The organism is Flavobacterium terrisoli (assembly GCF_030167905.1).
Taxonomy (GTDB): domain Bacteria; phylum Bacteroidota; class Bacteroidia; order Flavobacteriales; family Flavobacteriaceae; genus Flavobacterium; species Flavobacterium terrisoli.
This window is the reverse complement of the sequence record NZ_JARGNA010000007.1, coordinates 37668-60755: the sequence shown is the minus strand read 5'-3', so window position 1 is coordinate 60755 and position 23088 is coordinate 37668. Positions and strand designations below refer to the sequence as shown.

General features: G+C 38.3%; 24 protein-coding genes and 5 tRNA genes. 9 read left to right on the top strand and 20 right to left on the bottom strand.

Going from position 1 to position 23088, the window contains the following annotated elements:
* Nucleotides 1-32: 32 nt before the first annotated feature.
* The 12 genes from P1K33_RS10735 to P1K33_RS10680 all read right to left on the bottom strand — a co-directional run bounded on the left by P1K33_RS10735 (nucleotide 33) and on the right by P1K33_RS10680 (nucleotide 12559).
* The gene (locus P1K33_RS10735) at nucleotides 33-380 is read right to left on the bottom strand and encodes a four helix bundle protein (RefSeq protein ID WP_284652968.1); all 348 of its coding nucleotides are present in this window, start codon (nucleotides 378-380) and stop codon (nucleotides 33-35) included.
* 33 nt (nucleotides 381-413) lie between these two features.
* Nucleotides 414-1595: an acetyl-CoA C-acyltransferase gene (locus tag P1K33_RS10730; protein WP_284652967.1), complete on the bottom strand. Its 1182-nt coding sequence runs from the start codon at nucleotides 1593-1595 to the stop codon at nucleotides 414-416.
* Nucleotides 1596-1687: 92 nt separating this feature from the next.
* Nucleotides 1688-4078, bottom strand: coding sequence for a 3-hydroxyacyl-CoA dehydrogenase/enoyl-CoA hydratase family protein (locus P1K33_RS10725; RefSeq protein WP_284652966.1), 2391 nt, complete (start codon nucleotides 4076-4078; stop codon nucleotides 1688-1690).
* 45 nt (nucleotides 4079-4123) lie between these two features.
* Nucleotides 4124-4474 (bottom strand): four helix bundle protein, encoded by a 351-nt coding sequence (locus tag P1K33_RS10720; protein WP_284652965.1) that lies wholly within the window; start codon nucleotides 4472-4474, stop codon nucleotides 4124-4126.
* Nucleotides 4475-4528: 54 nt separating this feature from the next.
* Complete coding sequence (locus tag P1K33_RS10715) at nucleotides 4529-4960, bottom strand: MarR family winged helix-turn-helix transcriptional regulator (RefSeq protein WP_284652964.1); 432 nt, start codon at nucleotides 4958-4960, stop codon at nucleotides 4529-4531.
* 126 nt (nucleotides 4961-5086) lie between these two features.
* Nucleotides 5087-6412, bottom strand: a complete 1326-nt coding sequence (locus tag P1K33_RS10710) for an SWIM zinc finger family protein (RefSeq protein ID WP_284652963.1) — start codon at nucleotides 6410-6412, stop codon at nucleotides 5087-5089.
* A gap of 2 nt (nucleotides 6413-6414) precedes the next feature.
* Nucleotides 6415-9510 (bottom strand): DUF6493 family protein, encoded by a 3096-nt coding sequence (locus P1K33_RS10705; protein ID WP_284652962.1) that lies wholly within the window; start codon nucleotides 9508-9510, stop codon nucleotides 6415-6417.
* Nucleotides 9511-9759: 249 nt separating this feature from the next.
* Nucleotides 9760-10110, bottom strand: a complete 351-nt coding sequence (locus P1K33_RS10700) for a heavy-metal-associated domain-containing protein (protein WP_284652961.1) — start codon at nucleotides 10108-10110, stop codon at nucleotides 9760-9762.
* Nucleotides 10111-10182: 72 nt separating this feature from the next.
* The gene (locus P1K33_RS10695) at nucleotides 10183-10980 is read right to left on the bottom strand and encodes an NYN domain-containing protein (protein WP_284652960.1); all 798 of its coding nucleotides are present in this window, start codon (nucleotides 10978-10980) and stop codon (nucleotides 10183-10185) included.
* A 124-nt stretch (nucleotides 10981-11104) separates the two neighbouring features.
* Nucleotides 11105-11599, bottom strand: coding sequence for an SRPBCC family protein (locus tag P1K33_RS10690; RefSeq protein ID WP_284652959.1), 495 nt, complete (start codon nucleotides 11597-11599; stop codon nucleotides 11105-11107).
* Between the two features lie 11 nt (nucleotides 11600-11610).
* Nucleotides 11611-12072: an SRPBCC family protein gene (locus P1K33_RS10685; RefSeq protein WP_284652958.1), complete on the bottom strand. Its 462-nt coding sequence runs from the start codon at nucleotides 12070-12072 to the stop codon at nucleotides 11611-11613.
* Between the two features lie 7 nt (nucleotides 12073-12079).
* The gene (locus tag P1K33_RS10680; protein ID WP_284652957.1) at nucleotides 12080-12559 is read right to left on the bottom strand and encodes a DinB family protein; all 480 of its coding nucleotides are present in this window, start codon (nucleotides 12557-12559) and stop codon (nucleotides 12080-12082) included.
* A gap of 223 nt (nucleotides 12560-12782) precedes the next feature.
* Here P1K33_RS10680 and P1K33_RS10675 point away from each other — a divergent pair, with 223 nt between their 5' ends.
* Nucleotides 12783-13766 carry a GlxA family transcriptional regulator gene (locus P1K33_RS10675; protein WP_284652956.1) on the top strand — a complete coding sequence of 328 codons (984 nt, stop codon included), beginning with the start codon at nucleotides 12783-12785 and terminating at the stop codon, nucleotides 13764-13766.
* Between the two features lie 76 nt (nucleotides 13767-13842).
* Here P1K33_RS10675 and P1K33_RS10670 read toward each other — a convergent pair whose 3' ends face one another.
* Entirely contained in the window at nucleotides 13843-14466 is a 624-nt protein-coding gene (locus tag P1K33_RS10670) for a peptidylprolyl isomerase (RefSeq protein WP_284652955.1), read from the bottom strand.
* 102 nt (nucleotides 14467-14568) lie between these two features.
* On the opposite strand from P1K33_RS10670, the gene P1K33_RS10665 reads away from it, so the two are divergent.
* The 8 genes from P1K33_RS10665 (at nucleotide 14569) to P1K33_RS10630 (ending at nucleotide 19088) form a co-directional block, all read left to right on the top strand.
* Nucleotides 14569-15381, top strand: coding sequence for a hypothetical protein (locus P1K33_RS10665; protein ID WP_284652954.1), 813 nt, complete (start codon nucleotides 14569-14571; stop codon nucleotides 15379-15381).
* Between the two features lie 801 nt (nucleotides 15382-16182).
* Nucleotides 16183-16255 (top strand) — tRNA-Arg (locus tag P1K33_RS10660).
* A gap of 5 nt (nucleotides 16256-16260) precedes the next feature.
* A tRNA-Asn gene (locus P1K33_RS10655) sits at nucleotides 16261-16332 on the top strand.
* A gap of 8 nt (nucleotides 16333-16340) precedes the next feature.
* Nucleotides 16341-16414, top strand: a tRNA-Lys gene (locus tag P1K33_RS10650).
* 207 nt (nucleotides 16415-16621) lie between these two features.
* A tRNA-Asp gene (locus P1K33_RS10645) sits at nucleotides 16622-16694 on the top strand.
* 98 nt (nucleotides 16695-16792) lie between these two features.
* Nucleotides 16793-16865 (top strand) — tRNA-Phe (locus P1K33_RS10640).
* Nucleotides 16866-16978: 113 nt separating this feature from the next.
* Nucleotides 16979-17299 carry a hypothetical protein gene (locus P1K33_RS10635; protein ID WP_284652953.1) on the top strand — a complete coding sequence of 107 codons (321 nt, stop codon included), beginning with the start codon at nucleotides 16979-16981 and terminating at the stop codon, nucleotides 17297-17299.
* Between the two features lie 691 nt (nucleotides 17300-17990).
* A complete protein-coding gene (locus tag P1K33_RS10630) occupies nucleotides 17991-19088 on the top strand; it encodes a slipin family protein (protein WP_284652952.1) in 1098 nt (365 codons plus the stop codon).
* A gap of 49 nt (nucleotides 19089-19137) precedes the next feature.
* Here P1K33_RS10630 and P1K33_RS10625 read toward each other — a convergent pair whose 3' ends face one another.
* From P1K33_RS10625 to P1K33_RS10595, 7 genes are all read right to left on the bottom strand, one after another.
* The gene (locus P1K33_RS10625) at nucleotides 19138-19290 is read right to left on the bottom strand and encodes a lmo0937 family membrane protein (RefSeq protein ID WP_284652951.1); all 153 of its coding nucleotides are present in this window, start codon (nucleotides 19288-19290) and stop codon (nucleotides 19138-19140) included.
* 71 nt (nucleotides 19291-19361) lie between these two features.
* A complete protein-coding gene (locus tag P1K33_RS10620) occupies nucleotides 19362-19811 on the bottom strand; it encodes a low affinity iron permease family protein (RefSeq protein WP_284652950.1) in 450 nt (149 codons plus the stop codon).
* Nucleotides 19808-20176: a hypothetical protein gene (locus P1K33_RS10615; RefSeq protein ID WP_284652948.1), complete on the bottom strand. Its 369-nt coding sequence runs from the start codon at nucleotides 20174-20176 to the stop codon at nucleotides 19808-19810. The genes P1K33_RS10620 and P1K33_RS10615 overlap by 4 nt, the downstream gene beginning before the upstream one ends.
* Before the next feature lie 15 nt (nucleotides 20177-20191).
* Complete coding sequence (locus P1K33_RS10610) at nucleotides 20192-20398, bottom strand: hypothetical protein (protein ID WP_284652946.1); 207 nt, start codon at nucleotides 20396-20398, stop codon at nucleotides 20192-20194.
* A gap of 273 nt (nucleotides 20399-20671) precedes the next feature.
* Nucleotides 20672-21442 carry a DUF4382 domain-containing protein gene (locus tag P1K33_RS10605; RefSeq protein WP_284652945.1) on the bottom strand — a complete coding sequence of 257 codons (771 nt, stop codon included), beginning with the start codon at nucleotides 21440-21442 and terminating at the stop codon, nucleotides 20672-20674.
* Nucleotides 21443-21553: 111 nt separating this feature from the next.
* Nucleotides 21554-22333 carry an MlaD family protein gene (locus P1K33_RS10600; RefSeq protein WP_284652944.1) on the bottom strand — a complete coding sequence of 260 codons (780 nt, stop codon included), beginning with the start codon at nucleotides 22331-22333 and terminating at the stop codon, nucleotides 21554-21556.
* Between the two features lie 16 nt (nucleotides 22334-22349).
* Nucleotides 22350-23087: an ABC transporter ATP-binding protein gene (locus P1K33_RS10595; protein ID WP_284652943.1), complete on the bottom strand. Its 738-nt coding sequence runs from the start codon at nucleotides 23085-23087 to the stop codon at nucleotides 22350-22352.
* Nucleotide 23088 lies beyond the last annotated feature (1 nt).

Sequence of the window (23088 nt, the reverse complement as noted above, 5' to 3'; positions counted from 1 at the left end):
ATTATTTTAAATTTTGATTTATAAATTTTAAATTATTTATTCTCTTGTGTTGTCTTGATAATCTTGGTTAAAATATTGATGATATGCTCTACTTCAGTTAAATAAATACTCATATCTATTTTAATTAGTTCAGACTTGTCTAACAGTCTTAACCAATATTTTGTTTCTCGGGCCTCTTTAGATGCTATTGAGAGTTTGCTTATGAAATCTTTTTTTGATTGACCAGCTATCGCTTCTTCAACATTAGCTCCGATACTGGTTCCTGATCTCACAATTTGTTTTGAAATTATAAATTCGTTTTCTTTTTTTAGTTTGATATATAAGTCAATAATTGATAATGCAAAATCAAATGTTTTGTTAGCAATTAAATTATCTTTCATAAACTGAAGAATTTAAAATTTATAAATCAAAATTTATAATAGTTCATATACTCCGGCCGCGCCTTGTCCGGTTCCTACACACATCGACACGATGCCATATTTGTCACCACGGCGTTTCATTTCGTCAAACAGTTGCACCGATAACTTAGCTCCGGTACAGCCCAGTGGATGTCCTAAGGCAATCGCACCACCATTCACATTGACAATATCCGGATTGATCCCTAATTCTCTGGTTACGGCTAAAGCTTGCGATGCAAAAGCTTCGTTTAATTCGATTAGGTTAATATCGTTTAAAGTTAAACCCGCTTGTTTAAGTGCTTTCGGAATGGCTTTCACCGGACCTATACCCATGATTCTTGGTTCAACACCTGCAGCGGCATAACTCACCATTCGGGCAATAGGTGTAAGGTTTAATTCTTTAACCATTTCTTCACTCATGATTAAGACAAATGCGGCGCCGTCGCTCATTTGCGAAGCATTACCGGCAGTCACGCTACCATCAGCAGCAAAAACCGGTCTCAGTTTGCCTAAAGCAGCCGCATTGGTATCGGCTCTTGGCCCTTCGTCTTTGGTTACGGTATATGATTTGGTTTCCTTTTTACCATTTTCATTGATAAAAGTTTGTTCGATAGTAATCGGAACAATCTGTTTATCAAACTTGCCTTCGGCTTGTGCTTTGATGGCTTTTAAATGCGAGTTCAAGGCAAATTGATCCTGGTCTTCACGAGAAACATTGTATTGTTTGGCTACAGCTTCTGCAGTCAATCCCATTCCCCAGTAGTAATCTTCATGGCCTTCAGCGGCGACACCATAATCAGGTGTTGGTTTGTAACCACCCATTGGTATGAAAGACATGCTTTCGGCACCGCCGGCAATGATGCAATCTGCCATACCGCTTTGAATTTTGGAAGTAGCCATGGCAATGGTTTCCAATCCGGAAGCGCAATAACGGTTTACCGTTACGCCCGGAACATCGGTTACTTTTAATCCCATTAGCGAAATCAAACGGGCGACGTTTAATCCTTGTTCGGCTTCCGGCATGGCGTTTCCTACCATAACATCATCTATTCTGGTTTTGTCGAAATCGGGCAGTTCATTCATCATGTACTGAATGGTTTCTGCCGCCAGCTCGTCGGGTCTTTTAAAACGGAAAACGCCTTTTGGGGCTTTGCCGACAGCTGTTCTGTATGCTTTTACTATATATGCTGTTTTCATGTTTTTTATTTTTAAGATGAAAGAAAATAGAGTATAGAGAATAGACTATTTTGTAGTTCAGGGTCTATATTCTTTTTTCTATGTTCTATTTTCTAATTTCTCAACGGTTTTCCTTTGGTTAACATGAATTGGATTCTTTCTAAGGTTTTGCGTTCTGTGCATAAGCTCAAGAAAGCTTCTCTTTCTATGTCTAAAAGATATTGTTCAGAGACCAAAGTTGGTTCCGATAAATCTCCACCGGCCATTACATAAGCCAGTTTGTTGGCAATCTTTTGATCGTGTTCCGAGATGTATTTTCCGGCTACCATTTGGTCTGTCCCAACTAAGAACATCCCTAAGGCTTGCTTTCCTAAAACTTTTACATCGGTTCTTCTGATAGGTTGTGTATATCCGGCTTCTGCCATTAACAGTGCGTGTTTCTTGGCTTCAGCAATCTGACGGTCTTTATTCACTACCACGATGTCTTTGCCTTTTTGCAATACGCCCATATCAAACGCTTCGTAAGCCGAAGTCGCTACTTTGGCCATCGCAACCGTTAAGAAGTATTCCTGAAGTGTATTTAATTCTACGTCGTTTTTACGGTACAAATCGGCAGCGCGTAAAGTCATTTCTTTTGAACCGCCTCCACCGGGAATAACCCCGACACCAAATTCCACCAAACCGATATAGGTCTCTGCCGCAGCAACAACTTTATCCGCATGCATCGTCATTTCGCAGCCACCTCCAAGCGTCATGCCATGTGGCGCAACGATTACCGGAATAGAAGAGTAGCGGCAACGCATCATGGTATCCTGGAACATTTTGATGGCCATGTTTAGTTCGTCATATTCCTGCTCGACGGCCATCATAAAGATCATTCCGATATTGGCACCAACAGAAAAATTAGCCCCTTGGTTACCAATGACCAATCCATTGTATGAGGTTTCCGCTAAGTCAATCGCTTTGTTGATTCCGGTTAGAACATCACCACCAATTGTATTCATTTTAGACTGAAATTCAAGGTTTAAGATGCCGTCACCTAAATCATGGATTACAGCACCGCTGTTGCTCCAGACTTTCTTGCTTTCGCGGATATTGTTTAGGATAATGAAACTGTCCTGACCCGGAACTTTGGTTTGTGATTTGCTTTTTATATCATAGTAATAGGTCGCGCCTTCTTTTACAGTGTAGAAACTTGTACTGCCCGAAGCAAACATTTCGTTTACCCAAGCGGCCGGCTGATAGCCTTCTGCCTGCATTAGTTCGATTCCTTTGGCGACACCGATTGCATCCCATATTTCGAATGGTCCGTTTTCCCAGCCGAATCCCGCTTTCATCGCATCGTCAATTTTGTAGAAGTCGTCTGTGATTTCGGGAACGCGATTGGATACATAAGCAAACATGGCCGAAAAATTCTTTCTGTAGAATTCGCCTGCTTTATCTTTTCCTTTGACTAAAACTTTGAATCTGTCGATTGGTTTGTCAATGGTTTTGGTCAATTCCAATGTACCGAAAGACGCCTTTTTAGCCGCTCTGTATTCGAGTGTATTTAAATCCAAAGACAAGATGTTTTTGTCTACTTTTTTATAGAAACCCTGACCGGTTTTGCTGCCGAGCCATTTATTCTCCATCATCTTGTTGATAAACTCCGGAAGTTTGAACAATTCGTGTGCTTCGTCGTTTGGGCAGTTTTCATAGATTCCGTTGGCTACGTGTACCAAAGTATCCAAACCAACGACATCAACCGTTCTGAAGGTAGCCGACTTAGGTCGTCCGATTACCGGACCGGTTAATTTATCGACTTCTTCGATGGTTAAACCCATTTCCTTTACCAGGTGAAACAAACTCTGTATTCCAAAAATACCAATGCGGTTCCCAATGAACGCCGGAGTGTCTTTGGCTACGACCGAAGTTTTACCTAAATATTTGGAACCATAATCAAACAGGAAGTCTAATACTTCGCTTGATGTTTTTGGCCCCGGAATAATCTCGAACAATTTTAAATATCTTGCCGGATTGAAGAAATGCGTTCCGCAAAAATGCGCCTGGAAATCATCGCTTCGGCCTTCGCTCATGAATTTGATTGGAATACCCGAAGTGTTTGAGGTCACTAAGGTTCCCGGTTTACGGTATTGGTCGATTTGTTCGAATACCAGTTTCTTGATGTCTAAACGCTCTACGACTACTTCGATGATCCAATCATAGTTAGCTATTTTGGCCATATCATCTGTTGTGTTCCCGGTTGTGATTCGGGAAGCAAACTTCTGATTGTAAATAGGCGATGGGTTCGACTTCAAGGCATTCGCCAAATGCTCGTTGACCAAGCGGTTGCGAACGACTTTACTTTCGAGCGTCAATCCTTTCTTTTCTTCGGCTTCGGTTAATGCATTTGGAATAATATCCAAAAGCAAAACTTCTACACCAATGTTAGCAAAGTGACACGCAATTCCCGAACCCATGATTCCGGAACCTACGACTGCCACTTTTTTAATTGTTCGTTTCATTTGTTTGTTAATAGAATATAGAAAATAAAATATAGAGAATAGACTTTATTGCAGCCCGTTTTGAAATGACATTGTCATTCGTTGAAACTCTTCTATTTTACTTTCTAATTGGTTAAAAATTATTTCGTTTATATATTTTCTGTGTTTTGCAACTAATAGTTGAGTTATCAATTCAAAAGAAGAGCCTAGAGAAATGTCAATAAAATGGCTGAAAGATTTATCAGTTCTTGACGAACCTTCTGCAATATTACTGGGAATTGAAACAGAACATCTGCTTAATTGAGAACTCAAATCATATCGCTCATGCTTTGGAAACTCTTGTAGGATATCTGAAATGTCATTGGTAATTTCAATACCTAATTGCCAAATTTTTAAGTTTTTATAATTGTGTCTCATTTTCTTTAAACAGTAAAATCTATTTTCTATTCTCTATATTCTTTACTCTTTTATTTAAAATATTTTTTTCTCCGAAATCAGTTCATTGATGGTATCAGCCACTTCAATAAAGTGCTGTAGTTTTTCTTCGGTGATGTTCTTTCTGATGGTCTCATTGAACTTTAAAACCGTTTGCTTAGACTGTTCTCTCATTTCTTTTCCCAGCGGCGTAAGATAAATGAGAACACCGCGTCCGTCTTCCGGGTTTTTTTTGCGAACGATAAGTCCCTTTTCCTCTAAGGTTTTTAGTGTTCTGGTTAAGCTGGTAGCTTCCATTCCCATGCGGGAACTGATAAAGGTGGATGGTGTTCCTTCTTCTTTATCGATGCTCAATAAGGCAAAACCAATCGCCATAGAACCTTCAAACTTTGAAGCTTCTTCGTTGTACATACGGGCAACGGCTTGCCAGGTAGCGCGGAGTATATAATCTATCGTTTTATCTTTCATAGCTTTGTCATAAGAATAACAAAGATAATAAAAAATATTATGCGCGCATACTAAATTGTGTATTTTTTTTGTTAAAATTGAAAAGTGCGGTGTTTTAAGGTTTGCCAACCTATTTAGCCATTGAAACTAGCTGCTCATCTTAACCGCGAGGATGTGTTTGCAAATGCCTCGTTTTCCCTGATAGGCAGTAAACCAATCGCAGGTACAACGCTGACTTTCGCCGTCTATGGTGACTTTATGGGTTACACCGGTTCCTTTTACATTGGCTTCGATATAGTGAGCCGATTTTTTTATGATGCTGATGTCTTCGTTGTCAATGATTTTTTTGGCGTTTTTAAGTCTTGGATTCAAACTCAAAATACGTTCTGTCTTGAAAGGCAAACGTCGATAAAAATGGGTTCTTTCGGCAACATCGTAACCCAATAATCCCATTGAAGATAAATTAGCCGTCAGGTTTTCCATAGTGCCGAAATCAATATCATTTTCTATCGAAAGCATAGTAGGGTTAAAGGTTTCGTTTGATTTCAGCAAACTGTTTAAGCCATAAACCCATTCCACCGGTAAGTCTTCGGTCATGTTTTCGAGTGCTTTTCCTTCACCCGAAAATCCTCTGTAGGCATCGGGAGAAAAAGCCATGAGCAATTGCATTTTCCCAAATTCACAAACCACTGCACAGGTTTCCTTATCGGACGATTCATAAATAAAGATTTTATCGACTATAGCCAAAACACCTTCAAGCAATCGCAAACGGTGAATACCTCCAATCCTAACACTATCGACAGTAGCCAAAGTGGAAAACATGAACTTGCCGGCTCTTTTGGTGATAAAAAATTCTCCCTTTACATTGCCTTTGGGTAAGGTTTGAAAAAGCTGTATGGTTTGAATCTTATTGAGTTCAAACTGCATTTCCATATCGGCCAAATACAATTGCACACTGGTTAGTCCTTTTATCCAACGCATGGGCAGGGTTACCTTTTTTTCGACGACTTTGGTTTTTGAGGTTATGACCTGAACTTCCTGTTGTCCGACCGCTAAGGTTACTTTTTCATTTTTCTGAATCGCGTTTAAGGCATTCAGCATCGGGTCATTAAAATCTACATTGGTCGTTCCGTTCGCCAGGAATTCTCCATCAACCGCTTCGGGTTTCATATCCAATCGCACATAAACCCCATTACAGGAAGAGAAACCTTCAAAACGCATTCGCTCGGTACCGGCAGAAACTATAGGATCGCGAAGGCTTGGCGGCAAAGGTCCAAAACTGGAGCGCACTACTTTGGCAATGGTAGTCCAGCACTTGGCAGTGACATAAGGTTCTGTAAGGCTTCCCCAAAAGAAACATGGAATATTGTTTACTTCCTCAATTTCTGTTTGGTGTGCCAAAACCAGGTTGTTGATGCCTTTGGCTTTGGTATAGGTGGAAACGGCTTTATAATTGTATTGTAAATCGGTCATGATTACTTGATTATTTCTTTTAATAACGATTTTAGCGTAGCATTGTCTTTCCATTGCCTAAAGAATGTTAAGGCTTCCGGTGATGGCTTTTGATTGGTTTTGGACAATACATCGACATAGTTTTCTACTATCTTTTTGAAATTTGTCGGGAGCTTATCTTTTACATCGAGGTTTTTAAAGACAGTATCCATTAGCAAATATAAGGCATGATTGTGTAGGGCTGATACATCTTTTAAGGTTGCCAATCCTTCGGCTAAACGCTGGAATACGCCATATCTATTGGAAGCCAGGAAAGCCATTTTATTGGCCAGCGCCTCGATGTCGACAGTTCTGTTTTCAATTAAGTTGATTAACACTTCTGCGGCCAGTAATCGTACTTCCTTTTTTTCCTGGAAAAAGCAACAGGCAAACGTCATTAAGGTAGCGTTGGAAAACGTAAACCCGGGCTGGTTTACAATGTTCAGGTATCCTGTGAGTTCGGGATTGCTACCATCGGCTGTGCGGCAAACGGTTCTTAACAAAGTATAAGCCAGCGGATCATTATTTTGTGGCATCAGGCTGTGCCAATAGTAAGTATTGCCTGTAAAGTTAAGCATATGATACCAACCCCATTCTCTTTTATAAATGTCTAAACTGTAGAGCAGCGGATTATCGGGTGCTTTTACATCGGGCATTTTGAAACGGAGTTCGTACCATGACGGACTTCTTTCTTTTTTCTTGGTGAAATAGTTTACAGACTCATACCATTCTTCCTTAAAGAAAAACTCGGGCTCTAATGGTTTTGCCACAAACGGAATCCCTTTGAGATGTGTTTTTTCAAAGATTTCAAATGTTTCTTCGGGATAAAATGTTCTGGCGGCGACTGCCCAAAACGCTATGATTTCATTGTTTTTCCATGGTATGCCAATGGTTGAGATGAATCGGTTGAGCAGTGAACCGGTTTCTATTTTTATTTCTTTGGTCACACCCAAACAGAAAGCCATAATGTCTTTGATCTCACCATTTATTTCCTCTAGCAAAGGCAACGCTTCTTCTATATTCTCTCTCGGCATTCGGGCAATGGCCACTGCTAAATCGACTGCCATAATGCTTTCCTGCGATTTTTGATGTTCTATAATTCTTTCCAGTAAAACTTTTGGTGCTACCCAATGCGGTTTGTGTGTGGGAAATGACAACAAAGGTATGGTTGAACTGATGTCTATTTTATCCTGAACCTTATTGATAAAGAGATTGATTAATTTGAGTGTCTTTAATTCTGAATAAGAGTTATCGATTATTTTTATTCTGCCCACGATGGTTTTTACTTTGTGTTCAAAAAACACCGCCGCAAAACTTTTGTGAATTGCTTCAAAATATGACTTGTCTAATTGCTTTTCATAAGGCTGTAATTGTTTGGTAAAATCCCCTGGGAATAAATGTCTTTGTGTAATATAGGCATTCAACAGTATTTCGGTGTCCAATACTTCATCAGATGTGATAAAGCTTCCAAATTGGTATACAATATCATTCCAGTCTTTGGGCAGCGTTACTTCTTCGAGCAGTACTTTTGCTTTTTGAGAATTATAAGTATAGGCTTCCAATGTTGCTTCATCTACCGCCAATAGTTCTTCATCAAAAAATGTACTTAAAATGCCTTTTACCGGACTTTGTATTAACGCGGCATAGCTTGATAGTTTGTCACTGAGTTCTGTGTCTTTTTTAGACGCTGTCTTTACCAGAATTTTAGCGGCTCTCTCCTGCAAATTCAAATCTGCAATCATAAAGACATCAGCTATTATATTGGCCACTGTTTTACTAAGCTTCGGATTGGCCTTAACCAGTTTTTCCAATACAGGCAATGCGAGTTTGATAGCCGCTTTGCAATCGCTTCGCATCATCGTTGGTTCCAACCATTCGATAAAAGCCTTTGCTTTAAACTTTGGATGTTCCTGCATGACCTTAATCAATTCCATCCCGTAGGTTGTAATGGGCGGATAAGGATTATGTAGAAAAGGAAAGATATTATCCTGGAAAGGAATCAAATCCTCGGCCGTGAGGTTGAGTTCGTCAATTCTCTTTCGGTAAAAGGATTTCAGGTTGTTGTTCCATTCTTTGGTTTGGATCAACAGCGCATTTTCCACAAAAAACGGAATGGCCATTTTCTTTTCTGCCAACAAGGATTTGTATCCTAATTCCCAGGTACTGTTTTCATTGTATTTATCAGTATCATTAATTCTATAGAAGCTGTTCTGAAGATTGGTTTCATAATTAAACAATTCGGGCACATCTCTCTCGCAGGCTGTTTTATCGCCAACAATATATTTGATGTATTCGGGTGTCTTAATCGTTGCGTTCCAGTCATTAAAAGAAGCCAAACAGATGGCAAAGAGTTCCGGATTATAACTGATAATCTCCTTTGATTCTAAAAACCGAAGCTTCTGATAATCAAAAGTCATCCAGTCCTGTTTTTTGATTTTGTCAAGGATAAAAGCGGTTGTCCAGTTGGGTTTTGCCCATAACAGTATTTCGAGAATATGAGGTTTGTCTGCATTTCTTAAAATATCCACTACTTCATCCCATGCGGCAATATCCGTTTTATTGAAAAGAGCCACAGCGCTTAAACTGATAATTTCAATTTGAGTTTTATCGCCTCTGGTTCCCCAATGGTATTTTTCCCGGGTTTTATATTCAGGATCCTCGTTTAGGTCAATATAAGTCATCCAATAGCGCTTGCACTTTTTGATATGGTTTTTTAAGACTTCCACATTGCCTTTGGCATTTTCCTGTAGAAAGGGCAGAAGCTGCGCAATGTTTCTTGATTTTATGATTTGGTCATACTCCTTGAGAAAAACATTGGTGTCGTTTTTTTTTCCCTGCTTCACTGTAGTACTGGCTGTGGTTGCAATCACTTCGCCATTTTCTGAATAGCCTTTTTTGATTTTTTCCGCCAATAACTTTTCGGCAGTTTTAAGCGATTCGTCTTCGGTGGCAAAGCTTTTGGTTTGTGATACACCGCTGGTGCCGTTCTTGCCATAGGTAACGGTGAATTGCACACCGCTAACTTCTATCTGCCAAAATTTATCTGAGTTGCCGTCAATGTATTTGAGATGTCTTTTCATATCGGATTTAAAGAGAACATAAAAATAGCAGAATTAATTAAAAGCAGATAGAAAAGAGGAAAGAAAATAGAATAAAGAAAATAGAGAATAGATTTAGTCCTCTTTCTTCAAACCCTAGGCGTGAAGATGGACAATCTTCCATTGTTCTTTTCTTTTATGATTTATTCAAAGGAATTTACTACTGATGTCAAAAAAAAACAGCCCCTGAAAGGAGCTGCTTTATTTATGTTGTAATGAAATGATTCTATATTATTCTTTTTTACAGCAACCGTCCAATTGCTCATAGGCAGCTACATCAGCCTTTACCTCGTCGGCATCATAGCCCATTTTGGAAATGGCAACCTTAATGGTCTGCAAATCGGTTTTTTGGGCATTGTAATACACCGTGATGGTCATTTCCTTATCATCGTGTTCATACATTTTTACCCCTTTTATTTTCAACAGGTTGGTTTGAAAATTTTTACCACAGGTTTCACAGACTTTGCAATGGTTACAATATAAAGTTGTTTTGATCACTGCTTTTTGGTTTTTCTTTGCTTCCTGTGCCGAGAGGGAACAGGTGAACAGGGTAAAGAACAGGATTAAAAGTGCATTTCTCATTTTGATTTTTTTTTCAAATATAATATAATTTCATTCCCCAATAAAAAATGTAAAGTGTTTACTTAAAAACGATTAGCGGAGCTTTACAATAGGGTAATTAATACCATTAACCTCATTCTTGATGAGCTGGTATTTGTCCAGTTTTTCAAACAACTGCGTTAGGTTTTTATAGCCAAAAGTCCTTGAATCAAAACTAGGGTCTATCTGTCTGAGGGCCAAACCAATTTTTGAAATTAATATTGCATCATCCTCATTAAGGGCAATTTTAAAGGCTTTGTCAATCTTGGCCATGTCGTCTGGGGTTAGTTTGCTAATGATGATGGGCTTTACATCTTTTGAAACGTTGCTACTTTCTTTCTTTTTAACTGCAGCCTTTCTGGTTAAGGTTTTGGGAGCAGTGTCCATTACTTCTTTGGCGGTTGCCGGCTTTTCCTCATTTTCTTCTTCAATCTGTAAAATTTCGGTATAGGTAAATATCTCACAGGATGTCTGAAAGGCTATGGGTGTGGTTTTTCTTCCTATACCCATTACAAAAAGTCCTTCTTCTCTTATTCTTTTGGCCAAGCCCGTATAGTCGCTATCGCTGGATACGATACAAAAGCCATCCACATTTTTGTTGTGCAGTATGTCCATGGCATCAATAATCATCGCGCTGTCGGTGGAATTCTTGCCACTGCTGTAGGCAAATTTCTGAACCGGACTGATGGAAAACTCGTTCAACGGATTCTTCCAGCTGTTCATGGTATGTGTAGTCCAGTCTCCATAAATCCTGCGTATCGTGGCTTTACCGTGTTTACTCACCTCGGCAATGATTTCCTTCAACAGGGAGGCCTGAGCATTATCTCCATCAATCAAAATGGCAATTTTCATAGGGTGTTGTTTTGGTTATTATTTCAAATATACGATAATTTGAAAGAAGCAGCTGTGAGAGGCAAGAAGCAAGAAGCAAGAAGCAGGTTTATCTTTTCTCTTGCTTCTTGCTTCTTTTTTTCTCTTACTTCACAGGCAAGTTCCATTTCTCAATCAACTCCTGATTGAGGTCTTCTTCTTTAGAATTGGGGTTACCTTTTCCTTTGGTGATGAGGTTTTGCAGGCTGCCATGGATATAACTTGTCCAGGCATCGTTACACACATCAAAACATTCATATTCGGGTGTTAAACCCACGTGGGTAAACTGCAGTTGGGTTTTGCCGTTTACTTCTGAAATTTCAAATAGGATCTTGTCATCTTTCCATTCGGTCTTGTCGTTGGTAAAATTGAAATGGTTTTCCAATACATGCCACACTACTGTTTGGTTGGGGATGAATTCAATGATTTTCATCTTACAGATATGAACGTCTTTATAGTTATATAAAAACTCGGCATTGAGCATATCTGTGCTACCTTTGATGTTTTCGCTCCACCAACCTCTGACATTGTTGATGGCATTAAACACTTCTCCCGGAGACTGCTCTACCACAATGGTAGTGGTATAATTTTGATTTTTCATGGTTGTTTTTTTTAATGATTAGTTCCTGATTGTTTTTTACCGGTATTGATTAAGGGCAATAACTTCTCCTGTAAATACTGTGTCCATGCCGGCGCACAGGCGTTATAACATTCAATTTCGGGGGTTAAGCCTTCATGAGTAAAGGTCAATTGGGTTTTACCGTCTTTTTGGGATATGTCAAAGATTACTTTGGTGCCGGTCCATTCATCATTCTTTTTTACAAAATTGAAATCACTGTCGGTGACAAGCCAAACGATCTTTTGATTGGGAATGACTTCCACTAATTTATGTTTAGAATAGTGAACACCATCACCGGCACGAAAGCTAAACTCATCGTTGAGTTTTTCGGTGCCACCTTTTATAACTTCATCGTAAAGTCCGAACCACCAAGTTCGCACTTGGGTAATTGCCTGAAATACTTCTTCCGGGGTTTTGTCTGTAGTGAGCGTATAAGTGAAATCTGCTGCTTTCATGGTATGATTATTTAAGTAAAATAAACTGTCCTGTATGCCAAGCCAAATGACTTGTACGGGTAACCATAATGTTTAGTTTGTTGCGGTGTGGTTCATTGACAAATTCTTCTGCAGTTACCGCAGTATGTTTTTCAAACCACTGTTCGGGTTGCAGCTGGCTGAACTTTTGGTTTAACACCTGATTCATGCGGTTCCATTTCGCTCTTAAATCAACAGCAGTAGGCAATTCCACTACCGACTTATCAGATTCAGTGATAAACGGCTCATACAATTCGGGGTATAATTTGTTGCCAAAATCGAGCAATCGAATCATATCGTCATGCACAGCGATGAGATGTCCCAATAGGTAAATACCTCTGTTTTTACCGGGCGCAATTTCTTTTTGGAGTTGTTCATCAGTCAGGTTGTTTAGTGTATCATCAAATTGTTTTATTAGCGCATTCCATCTATCGAATGTCATTTTAACCATGGTTTGAGTTGGATTCATTGTTTTAGTTTTTAGTTATTTATTTTGTCTGATACAAATTTAGGGCTTAACTACCACGCTGATAGTGTGTGAAATAGACATTAAGACGGGTTGATTTGGACAACACAAATAATTATCTTTGTTAAAAGAAATATTATGAAATGAGCCTTAAGCAATTGTTTTATTTAAAATGAAGGTATTTAGGTGAATTGCACTTAACCATTAAAAAAAATAGAAACGACAAATGAAACACCTTAGTATATTGGTTCCTGTTGGACATAGTAAAATAAGCAGCATTGTCTGCACCTATAAAGTTTTTACGTATGCCAATGCCTATTGGAAAGGAATCCACGGAGAAGACTTACTCAAGATTCAATTGGTTGGGATTTCAGATGCGGTTGAATTTTATGAGGGAATATTCACGATCAAGCCACATACCAATATCGAACGGGTAACCAAAACTGACCTTATTATTATTGGAGCCTTGGACAATCGGGATTATCAGTATTCCATTCAGCAAAACCAACCCATTATTGACTGGATGGCTAAACAGTATAAAGAAGGAGCCGAAGTTGCATCCATGTGTACTGGTGCTTTTTTGTTGGCTTCTTCAGGTTTGTTGGATGGCAGACGTTGTTCGACACATTGGGCTGCTGATAATACATTTCGTGCGATGTTTCCGAAAGTCAATTTACAAACCGACAAACTCATTACTGATGAAAATGGCATCTATACCAATGGAGGTGCATTTTCGTTTCTGAATCTGATTGTTTATCTGATTGAGAAATATTTTGATCGACAAACCGCCATTTATTGTGCTAAACTTTGCCAGATTGAAATGGACAGAAATAGTCAATCGCCTTTTATCATATTCACCGGACAAAAACAGCACGGCGATGAAATGGTACAACAGGCACAGACGTTTATTGAAAATAACCTGCACGAAAAGATATCTGTAGAGCATTTAGCAGATAAATTCTCAGTAGGTAGAAGAAACTTTGACAGGCGATTTATAAAGGCCACGGGCAATACTCCAGTTGAATATTCACAACGCGTTAAAATTGAATCGGCCAAGAAAGCTTTTGAAACGACCCGCAAAACGATTAACGAAGTGATGTATGAAGTGGGTTATTCCGATATCAAAGCGTTTAGGGAAGTGTTTAGAAAGATAACAGGGATGTCGCCGGTGGAATATAGAGGTAAGTATAATAAAGAGGCGGTGGTGTAAATAAGAGTATAAAAATAGAACATTGAGAATAGATTGTGTAGATTAATAAAAGTCTAATTCTATTCTCTATTTTCTTCTAATCTTTTTCAATTAAATACGTCTTTTTAATCAAATCCAATTTTGGAAAGGTCTGATAAAAAAGGGAACGGTTTTTATATAAGTTGGAATCGGCCATCGGTTCTTCGGCATAGCCCGAATACAGCGCCTCAACGACTTCCATTCCTTTTTTTACATTGCCCAAAGGGGTAAATCCTTTTACACCTTCAAAATCAAGCGTATCCAAAACGGTATTGTCTTTCAGGTTGATAAACACCTCCAAATCACGGGAGTCTTTTCCAAAACGGGCAAAGCTCACAGTGCCTCTTGTATTGGAATGTAGTACCGGTTCGTCGGGAATGGCAACCGATCGCCAGTCTTCCATATTGTTTACATCGGTATTGCCAAATTGCGCTACAAAGTCGGGTACCACGCGATAAAAAATAGCATTCTCATAATAATTGTGTTTGATCAATTGGTACAACCTGTCGGCTGCGTGCGGTGACCAACTTCGGGTGACTTCAATTTCAAAGTCGCCTTTGGTGGTTTCAAACACAGCGGTGAAAGTTTCAGGCGCTTGTTCTTTGGTCCATTCTGTTTTGAATTCAGATTCTTTACAGCTGGTTGCAATAATAGTTAGAAGTAGTAGGAGTAGGGTTCTCATAAAAAAGTATTGGTGGTTGACCGCTTGTAATCTTTGCTGTAAATTTATTACTAACTATTCAAAGTGAGGAACTCTTTTTCTAAATTTACCAAAAAAAAAGAAATGAAGAAACTTTTCAACCGTTCCATCATCATAAAGTCCTTAATTGCCGCAGCAGTCATTCTGAGCTTAAAGAATTTTGTTTTTAAAAGCCTGTCTGTTTATGGTCAGGATTTCCATGATTTGATAGAGTTGTCTGATATTACCATCATTTTTACCGGTGCTTTTTTTGTTTTTGGATTGTTACTGGCAGCCACCATGTCTGATTTTAAGGAAAGCGAGCGCATACCCGGTGAAGTGGCATCCAATCTGGAGGCGATAAAAGACTGGATTTATTTGGCTTTCAAGGCACCACGAACCGGAACGACTGATTTGTGTAAGGAACCATTGAACAGTGTTTTTTTACGCAAAGAAATGCTAACGATTACCGATGGGATTATTGCCTGGATTTATTCCAATGAAAAGGATTCGAATGTCATTTTTCCATTGATTAGAAAATCAAATGAGATTGCCTACTATTTTGCCGAACGCGGCGTAGACAAGGAAGCCATCAAAGGCATACAGGAAAATACCAATGCCATGCGCAAGCAATTGACCAGAGCGTACTCTATATCGCGAAACAACTTTATCCAACCGGCTTATACCTTACTTAGGAGCATTTTGGTTATTGTAATGTCATTGTTGTTAATTACTAAGTTTAAATCGCCTGCCGCTGATTATCTCGTGACATCGGCCATCACTTTTTTGTTTTGTTATTTGTATCTGTTGATTCGTGGTTTGGATGATCCTTTTGACATTGATGATGAGGAAACCAATGTCGATTTGAAGCCGATAGACCGATTCAGACAACGTCTGGAATCTGACTTTTTGGTATAATCAAAATAAAAACAGTTATATTTGCCCAGAAATGAGAAACAGTATAGTACATATGAACCGCTCACAAAGAGCACTAATCAATGATTGTTTGAAAGGATTTTATCCTTTGGAACGATTGGGACGTAGTATGTATTATGGTTTGAAAAGCAATAATTAAGCAATTTAAATTGATCAATATAGCAGAAGCGTCCTTGAAAAAGGGCGCTTTTTTTGTGCCAATAAGTGACTAATAACAAAAAATGAAAAAAAGTTTAAAAAAAATGTTTGATGCGTAAACCAAATAGCGAAATATAGCCTTGAAGAGTAATCCAATGAGAGACAGTCAATTGGTAATTTTAAGACCCTGCCCAATGTGGCGGACAAGGATTTCTATGCTTTTAAACATATTCTAACTAATTGATAATCAATAAAATAAATTCAAAAAAGATTTGGTGGTTAGATTTTTTTGACATTATCTTTGCCGAAGAAATTTAGATATCAGGTTACAGACTGCAGAAGGCAGATCAAAAGAATTAAATTATGAGAACACTGGATTTACGATATAGCGATACGCAACAAAAAAAGAATGTTATGAAAGCAGCATTTATAAATAAAATACAATCAAGCCCGAATGAGGATTTTGGGTTTCAGGATAAGCAGGTGCATAAGCATAGGTCATAGGGTAGTAGTACCTTATGTCATGATATGAAGCACCTTTAACGAGGTGCTTTTTTTATGCTTTTTATTGATGGTTTTGGAGGTATTAATAAGCTTAAGCTGATGTACCTGAAGGCCGCCAGGCTTCCTCCTCTTAATATCAAAGGCTTTGTAGCTCAATTGGAAGAGCAGCTGAATACGACTCAGCAGGTTAGGGGTTCGAATCCTTTCAAGGTCACAAATGATTTTGTAGCTCAATGGCAGAGCGGTGGGTTGTTAACCCAAGGGTTGCAGGTTCAAGTCCTGCCAGAATCGCAAACAAAGATTTTGTAGCTTAAATGGTTAGAGCAGCTATCTTTTAAATAGTGGGTTGGAGGTTCGAGTCCTCCCGGAATCACAAGCTTCTCGATACATCTCCGTAAAAGGCGGAGCCACTCGAAGTGACGTAAATAGATGTTTTTAGAAAGGAACAAAGGCTTATTGGGGTTACTGGCTAACCTTCCCGACTGTCTCTCGATTTGAGATTAAGAGGAGGAAGCCTAGTGGGCTTCAGGTACTCAAACTTTAGTTTGTAAATAAAATAATGTTCTGTAGAAAGGAATCAGGCTTATTGGGGTTACTGGCTAACCTTCCCGACTGTCTCTCGGGAGAAACGGGTTCGATTCCCGTATAAGCCGCAAAATTGGAAACACGCCAAAGTGGGAGAGTTGGGGCAGACTGTAAATCTGTTGCTGTAAGGCTGAATAGGTTCGAATTCTATTGTTTCCACTGTAAAGGAATGGTGGTGTACTTGGTGTGCACGCCGGTCTGAAGAACCGGAGGTATTAGTTCAATTCTAATCTGTTCCACAGATTTTTAAAAAAATGTAAATTAGCTTTTCTTTTGAAACTAATAATTCCGTTACCATTATTAGCAGAAAAGGGTTTACAAAAAGTGAATGTATAATTTAAAAAATGTGATTATGAAACGAGACATTTTAAAACGATTTTTAACCAATACCGATGAAACGGGAAGGTTTATAATGAAATCGAGAATTACCGGCATTACCTATTTTGTAGAACCTATCTATAATGGTAAGCCACCGAAGTGGGGAGATTTAGATCCGGCGACCGGAAAACTGACAGGGGATTACGGTTCTAAGTATACCGGAGCGGTAACCAAGAAAGAATCGCTTATAACCGAAGAAAATGGCTTTGAGAATATCGGCTATTTTAAAGGAAGTCCATTTGGCGCGATTGACCAGCGTGACAAAGAGCATCAAAAAAGAATGGGCATAGAATAGGCTTTTCTAAATCATTTTAAACAAGTTTTCGTTATTGTACAGAGAATGCTAAATTCTTTGGGTGGATGACTATGGCTTATTTCGAATGTATAACAATACTAAGCGGGTCCTGTTGGGTGTTTCTGCATAGCACTATTGTGGTAAACGTTGCTGAGAAGCATGATGTTTTACTATGCAACTTGACTTGGAGGTTTTCAGGTAGTTTCCCAAAAAACTATCTACCATAAGGATCTATGGGTCGTGGGTTCGATTCCCACTTTCCTAACTGTCATTTAGGAAATAGTTCAGTTGGTTAGAACAATAGAATGGATACGGAGGTTCGAATCCTTCACCGAATTCGATCGGTTTGACAGCGGTTGTCACCAGCAGACTTGAAATCTGTTAGTCCGAGCTGCATTCGCTCATTAAAGAATGCTCCAAAGAAAACCATTTGGTCTTTGTCGGTAAAACAAGAATAAGTGTTCAAATTTTGCGCTCGCGACAAGACCAGAGAATAGAGTTGGTTATTTATGATTTGACTGGCTTTTGCATTTGATTGCAACTGAAAACGACCTAATGATTTCGGTTTGTGAAAAATAAGGCAAAACCTTTTCAAGGGATTATATAACGCTATGTTTTCCGTCATTGCCGGAGGATGAAGGCCAATGGTTTTCTTATTTAAAAAAATGTTGAATTAAAAAATTGAATAATTATGTTGAACAGAATTACAATCAATGCCTACCAAGTGGGTTTGGTATTTGAAAATAAAAAATTAATCAGGGTATTGCAAGATGGTACTTACTGGTTGTGGGGTAACAAAGAAGTCTTGATGTACGAGATGAAACAATCCTTTGTGGCTCCGGTGGAATTGACCATCTTGTTGCAAAATGCAGAATTGGCGGCTTTGTTGGAAGTGGTAGAAGTAGCCGATAACGAAATCGCGTTGTACTTTGTAAACGGTATCTTTAAGGAAGTATTGACTACCGGTCGTTACGCTTTCTGGAAAGGCTATGTAAAAAACGAGTTTGTAAAAGCCGATTTGTCTAAAGTGACCATCACGGAACAAATTCCGTTGACTTTGTTGGAAAACATCAAAGTAAGAGCATACACCAGACGTTTTAACGTGATGAACTATGAAAAAGGTTTGTTGTTTGTAAACGGTTTGTTTGTCAAAGAATTGACTGCGGGTGCTTACTACTTCTGGCAGAATGCCATTGCGGTAGAAGTAAAGAACGTCGATGTAAGACAACAACAAATGGAAATCTCCGGTCAGGAATTGTTGACCAAAGACAAAGCCGCATTGCGTATCAACTTCTTTGTAAAATACCAGGTAGTTGATGTGATGAAAGCTTTGGTAAACAACAAAGACTTCGACAAGCAATTGTATGTCACCATGCAGTTGGCTTTGAGAGCTTTTGTGGGTGCTTTTACTTTGGACGAATTGTTGGTCAGAAAAGATGCTATGGCAACAAGCATTTTGGAAGAATCTGCAGCCAAGATCAAGGATTTAGGTTTGGTCGTATCCGATGCGGGTATCAGAGATGTTATCTTACCGGGTGATATGAAAGAGATCATGAATCAGGTTTTGGTGGCTGAGAAAAAAGCTCAGGCCAACAGCATCATGAGACGTGAAGAAACTGCGACGGTAAGAAGCATGTTGAACACCGCCAAATTGATGGAAGAAAACGAAATGTTGTGGAAATTGAAAGAGATGGAATACGTAGAGAAAATCGCGGACAGAATTGGAGAAATCACCATTTCCGGTTCCGGTAACATCATCGGTCAGTTGAAAGAGATTTTCGTTAAATAAAAAAATGCCTCACATTGTGGGGCATTTTTGCATTGTGGTTATCTATAGTTTAAATTTTACGCCCTTGTATCAATCTCAGTACGATTGCGATTATGGCGATAATCAGTAAAATATGAATCAGTTGTCCTGCACTATAAGCAAAGTATCCTATAGCCCATAAAATGATTAATATAACTGCGACGGTATAAAGTAAGTTGCTCATGACAATGGTTTTTTAGTTGATTAATTCCTAATGGTTTAGGCTGACATAAAGGTAGTGTACACTAATGCAGTTTATCTTATATGTTTAGGGGTTATCCTTACATTATTCACACTTATTTTTTTACTTCTTTTATGATTAATCTTGGAATCAATGATTTCTTCCTCAGCTTCAATATATTCTTGAGCCAGTTTTCTGATTTCGTGTTCGGTTTTTTCACTGTCATTCATTACAGCATTATTAGCTGTTTCCGTAGAAGAAATCAATTCGTTTACCTTCAAATGGATCAATGCAGAATAACGGTTAAATGATTTTTGAATGATAAACAAGCTTAGGAAGGTTGTACCAAAAATGAAATCACCGATGTTATCATGAAGGTTATTGGATTTAAACAAACTAGTTGTCCACCAGAATAAAACCATAGCAAGAGCCAGAAGAAATGAAATAGAGTTTCCTAATATTTTTGTAGCAATTGAAGTTAGTTTTTCAAAGCTGCGTTCGATTTGCACATATACTTTTTTCATAATTGTTCCAATAGGAAGAAGTCAGACACAAAATCATTTTGCTCTTTGTATGTCATGTTATCGGTCTGTTTTAGAGCAATATTGATATTGTAAAATCGATTGTCATAGGAAATCATATCAAAAAGTTTGGTGATGGCATTTGATTTTCCAAAAAGCAAGACTTCATTATAGTAAAGTATGCATTCGCTCAATTTTTTGAAATAGTAATTTTGTAAATGGACTTCCTTGAATTCAATATGATTTTCATTTTTTCCTTCAAGTTGTTTTTCATCAAGAGAGTCAGCCGACTTCTTTTCTAGAATATCAACCGTCAGCTCAATTAAATTGGCAGACGATTGGTCGATGTAGATACCCAATTTTTTCATGATTACAATTTTGAGTTATTTATGATTGGGAACGTATTCTTTGAGCATTGTTTCTAAAGAATTATAATATTCCAATAGTACTTTGTTTGTCATTTTAGGAGTAGCTACAGAGGGTATAGTTACTTCCATTTCATTTAAATACTTTGATAATTCAGGATAATCATCTCTGATTGTCATTGTTAACTTAAGTATATCTGCGCTTATTTTTTCTTCTGTTTCCATGACTAATTTATTTTTAGAGTTAAAAAAAGCACCATAGTTTTGGTGCTTTTTATTGCTGTCGTTTTGAGGCAAACAGTTGTTGACTGAAATAATTTTTGTTTGAAAATTGAAAAGAGGTTGTTACATTAATTGCTGTATAACTAATTCAAATAAAATCATGTCGGCAATCAATTCTTGAGGACAATATTTAAGCCTCATGATTTTTAAGTAACAACCAGAAAGAACAACCTCTTTTCAGGATTCAAGAACAAAAATCATTTTCATAGAGTTCTTTTAAAAGGCTATGACGCCTATATCTGTGCTGGCTCCAACGGTAACTGCCACATCTGTTTGTACAACAGGCAACAGTGGTAAAACAGGCGTTATGGTTACAGTATATGTTCCGGCCGGTAATCCCGATACCTGGAAATTACCTTCTGCATCTGCATTACTGGTATATACCAACAAAGTGTCTGCTGAGGTAACCGTAATCATGGCTAAAGTACCGGCTGGTGAAACACTTCCTTTAATGCTTCCGGATATTGCGGCTATAACTGGTCTTAATACCGGTTTCAATTTATAAGTGCCGTTACCGGTTTGGATAATTGAAGCATTGGCATCGAAATCAAGTATAATGCTGTTGTCGATATCTGCCAACAAATCCTGGTGTATCTGAAGTTTTAATCCTGATTGTTCAGCACTTGGCGTACTCAACGGATAGGTTACGCCATCAAGTACAACTGTATTATTTGGTCCTAAAATCAAGCGTATTTGCTCAACTCTGGAATCAGTTAAGGTGCTTGTAGCAATAAGCGTATCGGCACCATTGGTGAAATCGAGAAGATTATAAATTCCCGCTTCGGTATTTAAAGTTACCGCTTCTCCGTTACTACCGGTTACTACAACAGACTGTATATCAACATTCACTTCGCTGAATGGCCCCGGCGCATCGGTTAAACGGACTTTGTAAGCATAACTTCCATCCGAACCTGAATTGTCGTCACTACATGCATAGAATGTGATTCCGATTGTAGCAATTGCCAACATTAAGATTATCTTTTTCATTTTTTTTGTATTTAGTTAATAAGTAGATTAATTACATTACAAATTTCAACATTTACAATACCGAAAGCGTTATATAATATTTCGATAATGTTTCATAATTTTCATTTGGGGCTATTTCTCTTCTTCAGAAAGCTTCTTTTTTTCTATCTCTTTTTTCTTTTTTTCCTCGAGTTCCTTTTTCTTTTTCTCTTTTTCTTCCAATTCTTTTTTCTTTTTCTCTTCCGCTTTTTTCTTTTTGTTGAAATAACCTTTTAGCAGAAAATTGTGTTTGGCCGCTTCCATATTTTCATTCAATCCTTTGGTAGCATTTTGCATATTGGCCAAAGTGGCATCAAGTGATTTACCCATTTTATCATCGTTGACCAATTTAGATAGCATACTGTTTTCATTATTCATTTTTGAAGTGAATTCCGCTAACTCATAGGTAATAACCTGCGCATTGTCAACACTTACTTTGACACTTTGCATAAGGTCTTCTATTTCGACAGCTTTGGTTGAAGCAATAATTCCATTGTTTTTTACAATAACTTTGGAGGCTGATCCGGGAGAAATGGTCAATACTTTATCACCCATTAATCCATCAGTACCAATGCTGGCCATAGCATCTGATTTGATATACTTATGAACGTCTTCTTCAATCACTACCGATACAACCACTGAGGTGTCTGAAAGAAATTCAATGGATTGAACCGTACCTACATTAATTCCGGAAAAGCGAACGCTGTTGCCCACTTTCAATCCACTAACATTGCTGAAATGAGATTTTAATTGGAAGGTCTCGCTAAACAAGTTTCTGTTTTGACCGATTACATAAATGGACACCACAAAGAGCACAGCTCCAATGATGACAAACATTCCTAGTTTCCATACATATTCAGTTTTTTTATTCATGGTTCTCTTTATTAAATTAAACAAAAAATGATTTTACCCAAGGATCTTTGCTTTTTTCCAATTCGGCATAAGTGCCTTCAGCATTAATCACACCGTCTTTCAGGATCATAATCCGATTGCCGGTGAGTTTGGCACAGGCCATATCATGGGTGATCACCAACGAAGTGGTTTTGTATTTTTTCTGTACTGAAATCATCAATTCACTGATTTCCCTGGCGGTAATGGTATCCAAACCCGAAGTTGGCTCATCATATAGGATGATTTCAGGTTTGATGATTAACGTTCGTGCCATGCCTATTCTTTTTCGCATACCGCCGGAAAGTTCCGAAGGCATTTTGTCAATGGCTTCAAGTAACCCTACATTGTCTAAAGCTTCCGTAATCCGCGTTTCAATATCTTCTTTGGTGATATCCTTTTCGTGATGTTTTAAGGTAAACGTTAGGTTTTGCCTTACCGACATGGAGTCATACAACGCACCGTTTTGGAACATAAAGCCAATTCGTGTTCTGATTTCATTCAGTTCACGGTCATTTACTTTTGTAATATCAGTGCCAAATACTTTTATTTCTCCTTCATCCGCTTTTTCTAATCCGACCAGGCATTTAATGGTCACTGATTTACCTGTGCCGGATCGACCGAGTATTACAACGTCTTCTCCTTTACTCACGGTAATATTGACACCGTTTAATACTTCGTTGTCTCCAAAGGCTTTGTGCAAATTAGTAATCGCGATGACTGGTGTGTTCTTTTCCATG

Excerpts from the sequence above, each read along its gene's own strand:
- P1K33_RS10675 (WP_284652956.1), top strand. The coding sequence starts at position 12,783 with ATGAAACACCTTAGTATATTGGTTCCTGTTGGACATAGTAAAATAAGC.
- P1K33_RS10630 (WP_284652952.1), top strand. The coding sequence starts at position 17,991 with ATGTTGAACAGAATTACAATCAATGCCTACCAAGTGGGTTTGGTATTT.
- P1K33_RS10690 (WP_284652959.1), bottom strand. The coding sequence starts at position 11,599 with ATGAAAAATCAAAATTATACCACTACCATTGTGGTAGAGCAGTCTCCG.
- P1K33_RS10700 (WP_284652961.1), bottom strand. The coding sequence starts at position 10,110 with ATGAGAAATGCACTTTTAATCCTGTTCTTTACCCTGTTCACCTGTTCC.
- P1K33_RS10685 (WP_284652958.1), bottom strand. The coding sequence starts at position 12,072 with ATGAAAGCAGCAGATTTCACTTATACGCTCACTACAGACAAAACCCCG.
- P1K33_RS10670 (WP_284652955.1), bottom strand. The coding sequence starts at position 14,466 with ATGAGAACCCTACTCCTACTACTTCTAACTATTATTGCAACCAGCTGT.
- P1K33_RS10605 (WP_284652945.1), bottom strand. The coding sequence starts at position 21,442 with ATGAAAAAGATAATCTTAATGTTGGCAATTGCTACAATCGGAATCACA.
- P1K33_RS10735 (WP_284652968.1), bottom strand. The coding sequence starts at position 380 with ATGAAAGATAATTTAATTGCTAACAAAACATTTGATTTTGCATTATCA.
- P1K33_RS10695 (WP_284652960.1), bottom strand. The coding sequence starts at position 10,980 with ATGAAAATTGCCATTTTGATTGATGGAGATAATGCTCAGGCCTCCCTG.
- P1K33_RS10715 (WP_284652964.1), bottom strand. The coding sequence starts at position 4,960 with ATGAAAGATAAAACGATAGATTATATACTCCGCGCTACCTGGCAAGCC.
- P1K33_RS10620 (WP_284652950.1), bottom strand. The coding sequence starts at position 19,811 with ATGAAAAAAGTATATGTGCAAATCGAACGCAGCTTTGAAAAACTAACT.
- P1K33_RS10720 (WP_284652965.1), bottom strand. The coding sequence starts at position 4,474 with ATGAGACACAATTATAAAAACTTAAAAATTTGGCAATTAGGTATTGAA.
- P1K33_RS10710 (WP_284652963.1), bottom strand. The coding sequence starts at position 6,412 with ATGACCGATTTACAATACAATTATAAAGCCGTTTCCACCTATACCAAA.
- P1K33_RS10730 (WP_284652967.1), bottom strand. The coding sequence starts at position 1,595 with ATGAAAACAGCATATATAGTAAAAGCATACAGAACAGCTGTCGGCAAA.
- P1K33_RS10680 (WP_284652957.1), bottom strand. The coding sequence starts at position 12,559 with ATGAATCCAACTCAAACCATGGTTAAAATGACATTCGATAGATGGAAT.
- P1K33_RS10610 (WP_284652946.1), bottom strand. The coding sequence starts at position 20,398 with ATGGAAACAGAAGAAAAAATAAGCGCAGATATACTTAAGTTAACAATG.
- P1K33_RS10635 (WP_284652953.1), top strand. The coding sequence starts at position 16,979 with ATGAAACGAGACATTTTAAAACGATTTTTAACCAATACCGATGAAACG.
- P1K33_RS10600 (WP_284652944.1), bottom strand. The coding sequence starts at position 22,333 with ATGAATAAAAAAACTGAATATGTATGGAAACTAGGAATGTTTGTCATC.
- P1K33_RS10595 (WP_284652943.1), bottom strand. The coding sequence starts at position 23,087 with ATGGAAAAGAACACACCAGTCATCGCGATTACTAATTTGCACAAAGCC.
- P1K33_RS10725 (WP_284652966.1), bottom strand. The coding sequence starts at position 4,078 with ATGAAACGAACAATTAAAAAAGTGGCAGTCGTAGGTTCCGGAATCATG.
- P1K33_RS10665 (WP_284652954.1), top strand. The coding sequence starts at position 14,569 with ATGAAGAAACTTTTCAACCGTTCCATCATCATAAAGTCCTTAATTGCC.
- P1K33_RS10625 (WP_284652951.1), bottom strand. The coding sequence starts at position 19,290 with ATGAGCAACTTACTTTATACCGTCGCAGTTATATTAATCATTTTATGG.
- P1K33_RS10705 (WP_284652962.1), bottom strand. The coding sequence starts at position 9,510 with ATGAAAAGACATCTCAAATACATTGACGGCAACTCAGATAAATTTTGG.
- P1K33_RS10615 (WP_284652948.1), bottom strand. The coding sequence starts at position 20,176 with ATGAAAAAATTGGGTATCTACATCGACCAATCGTCTGCCAATTTAATT.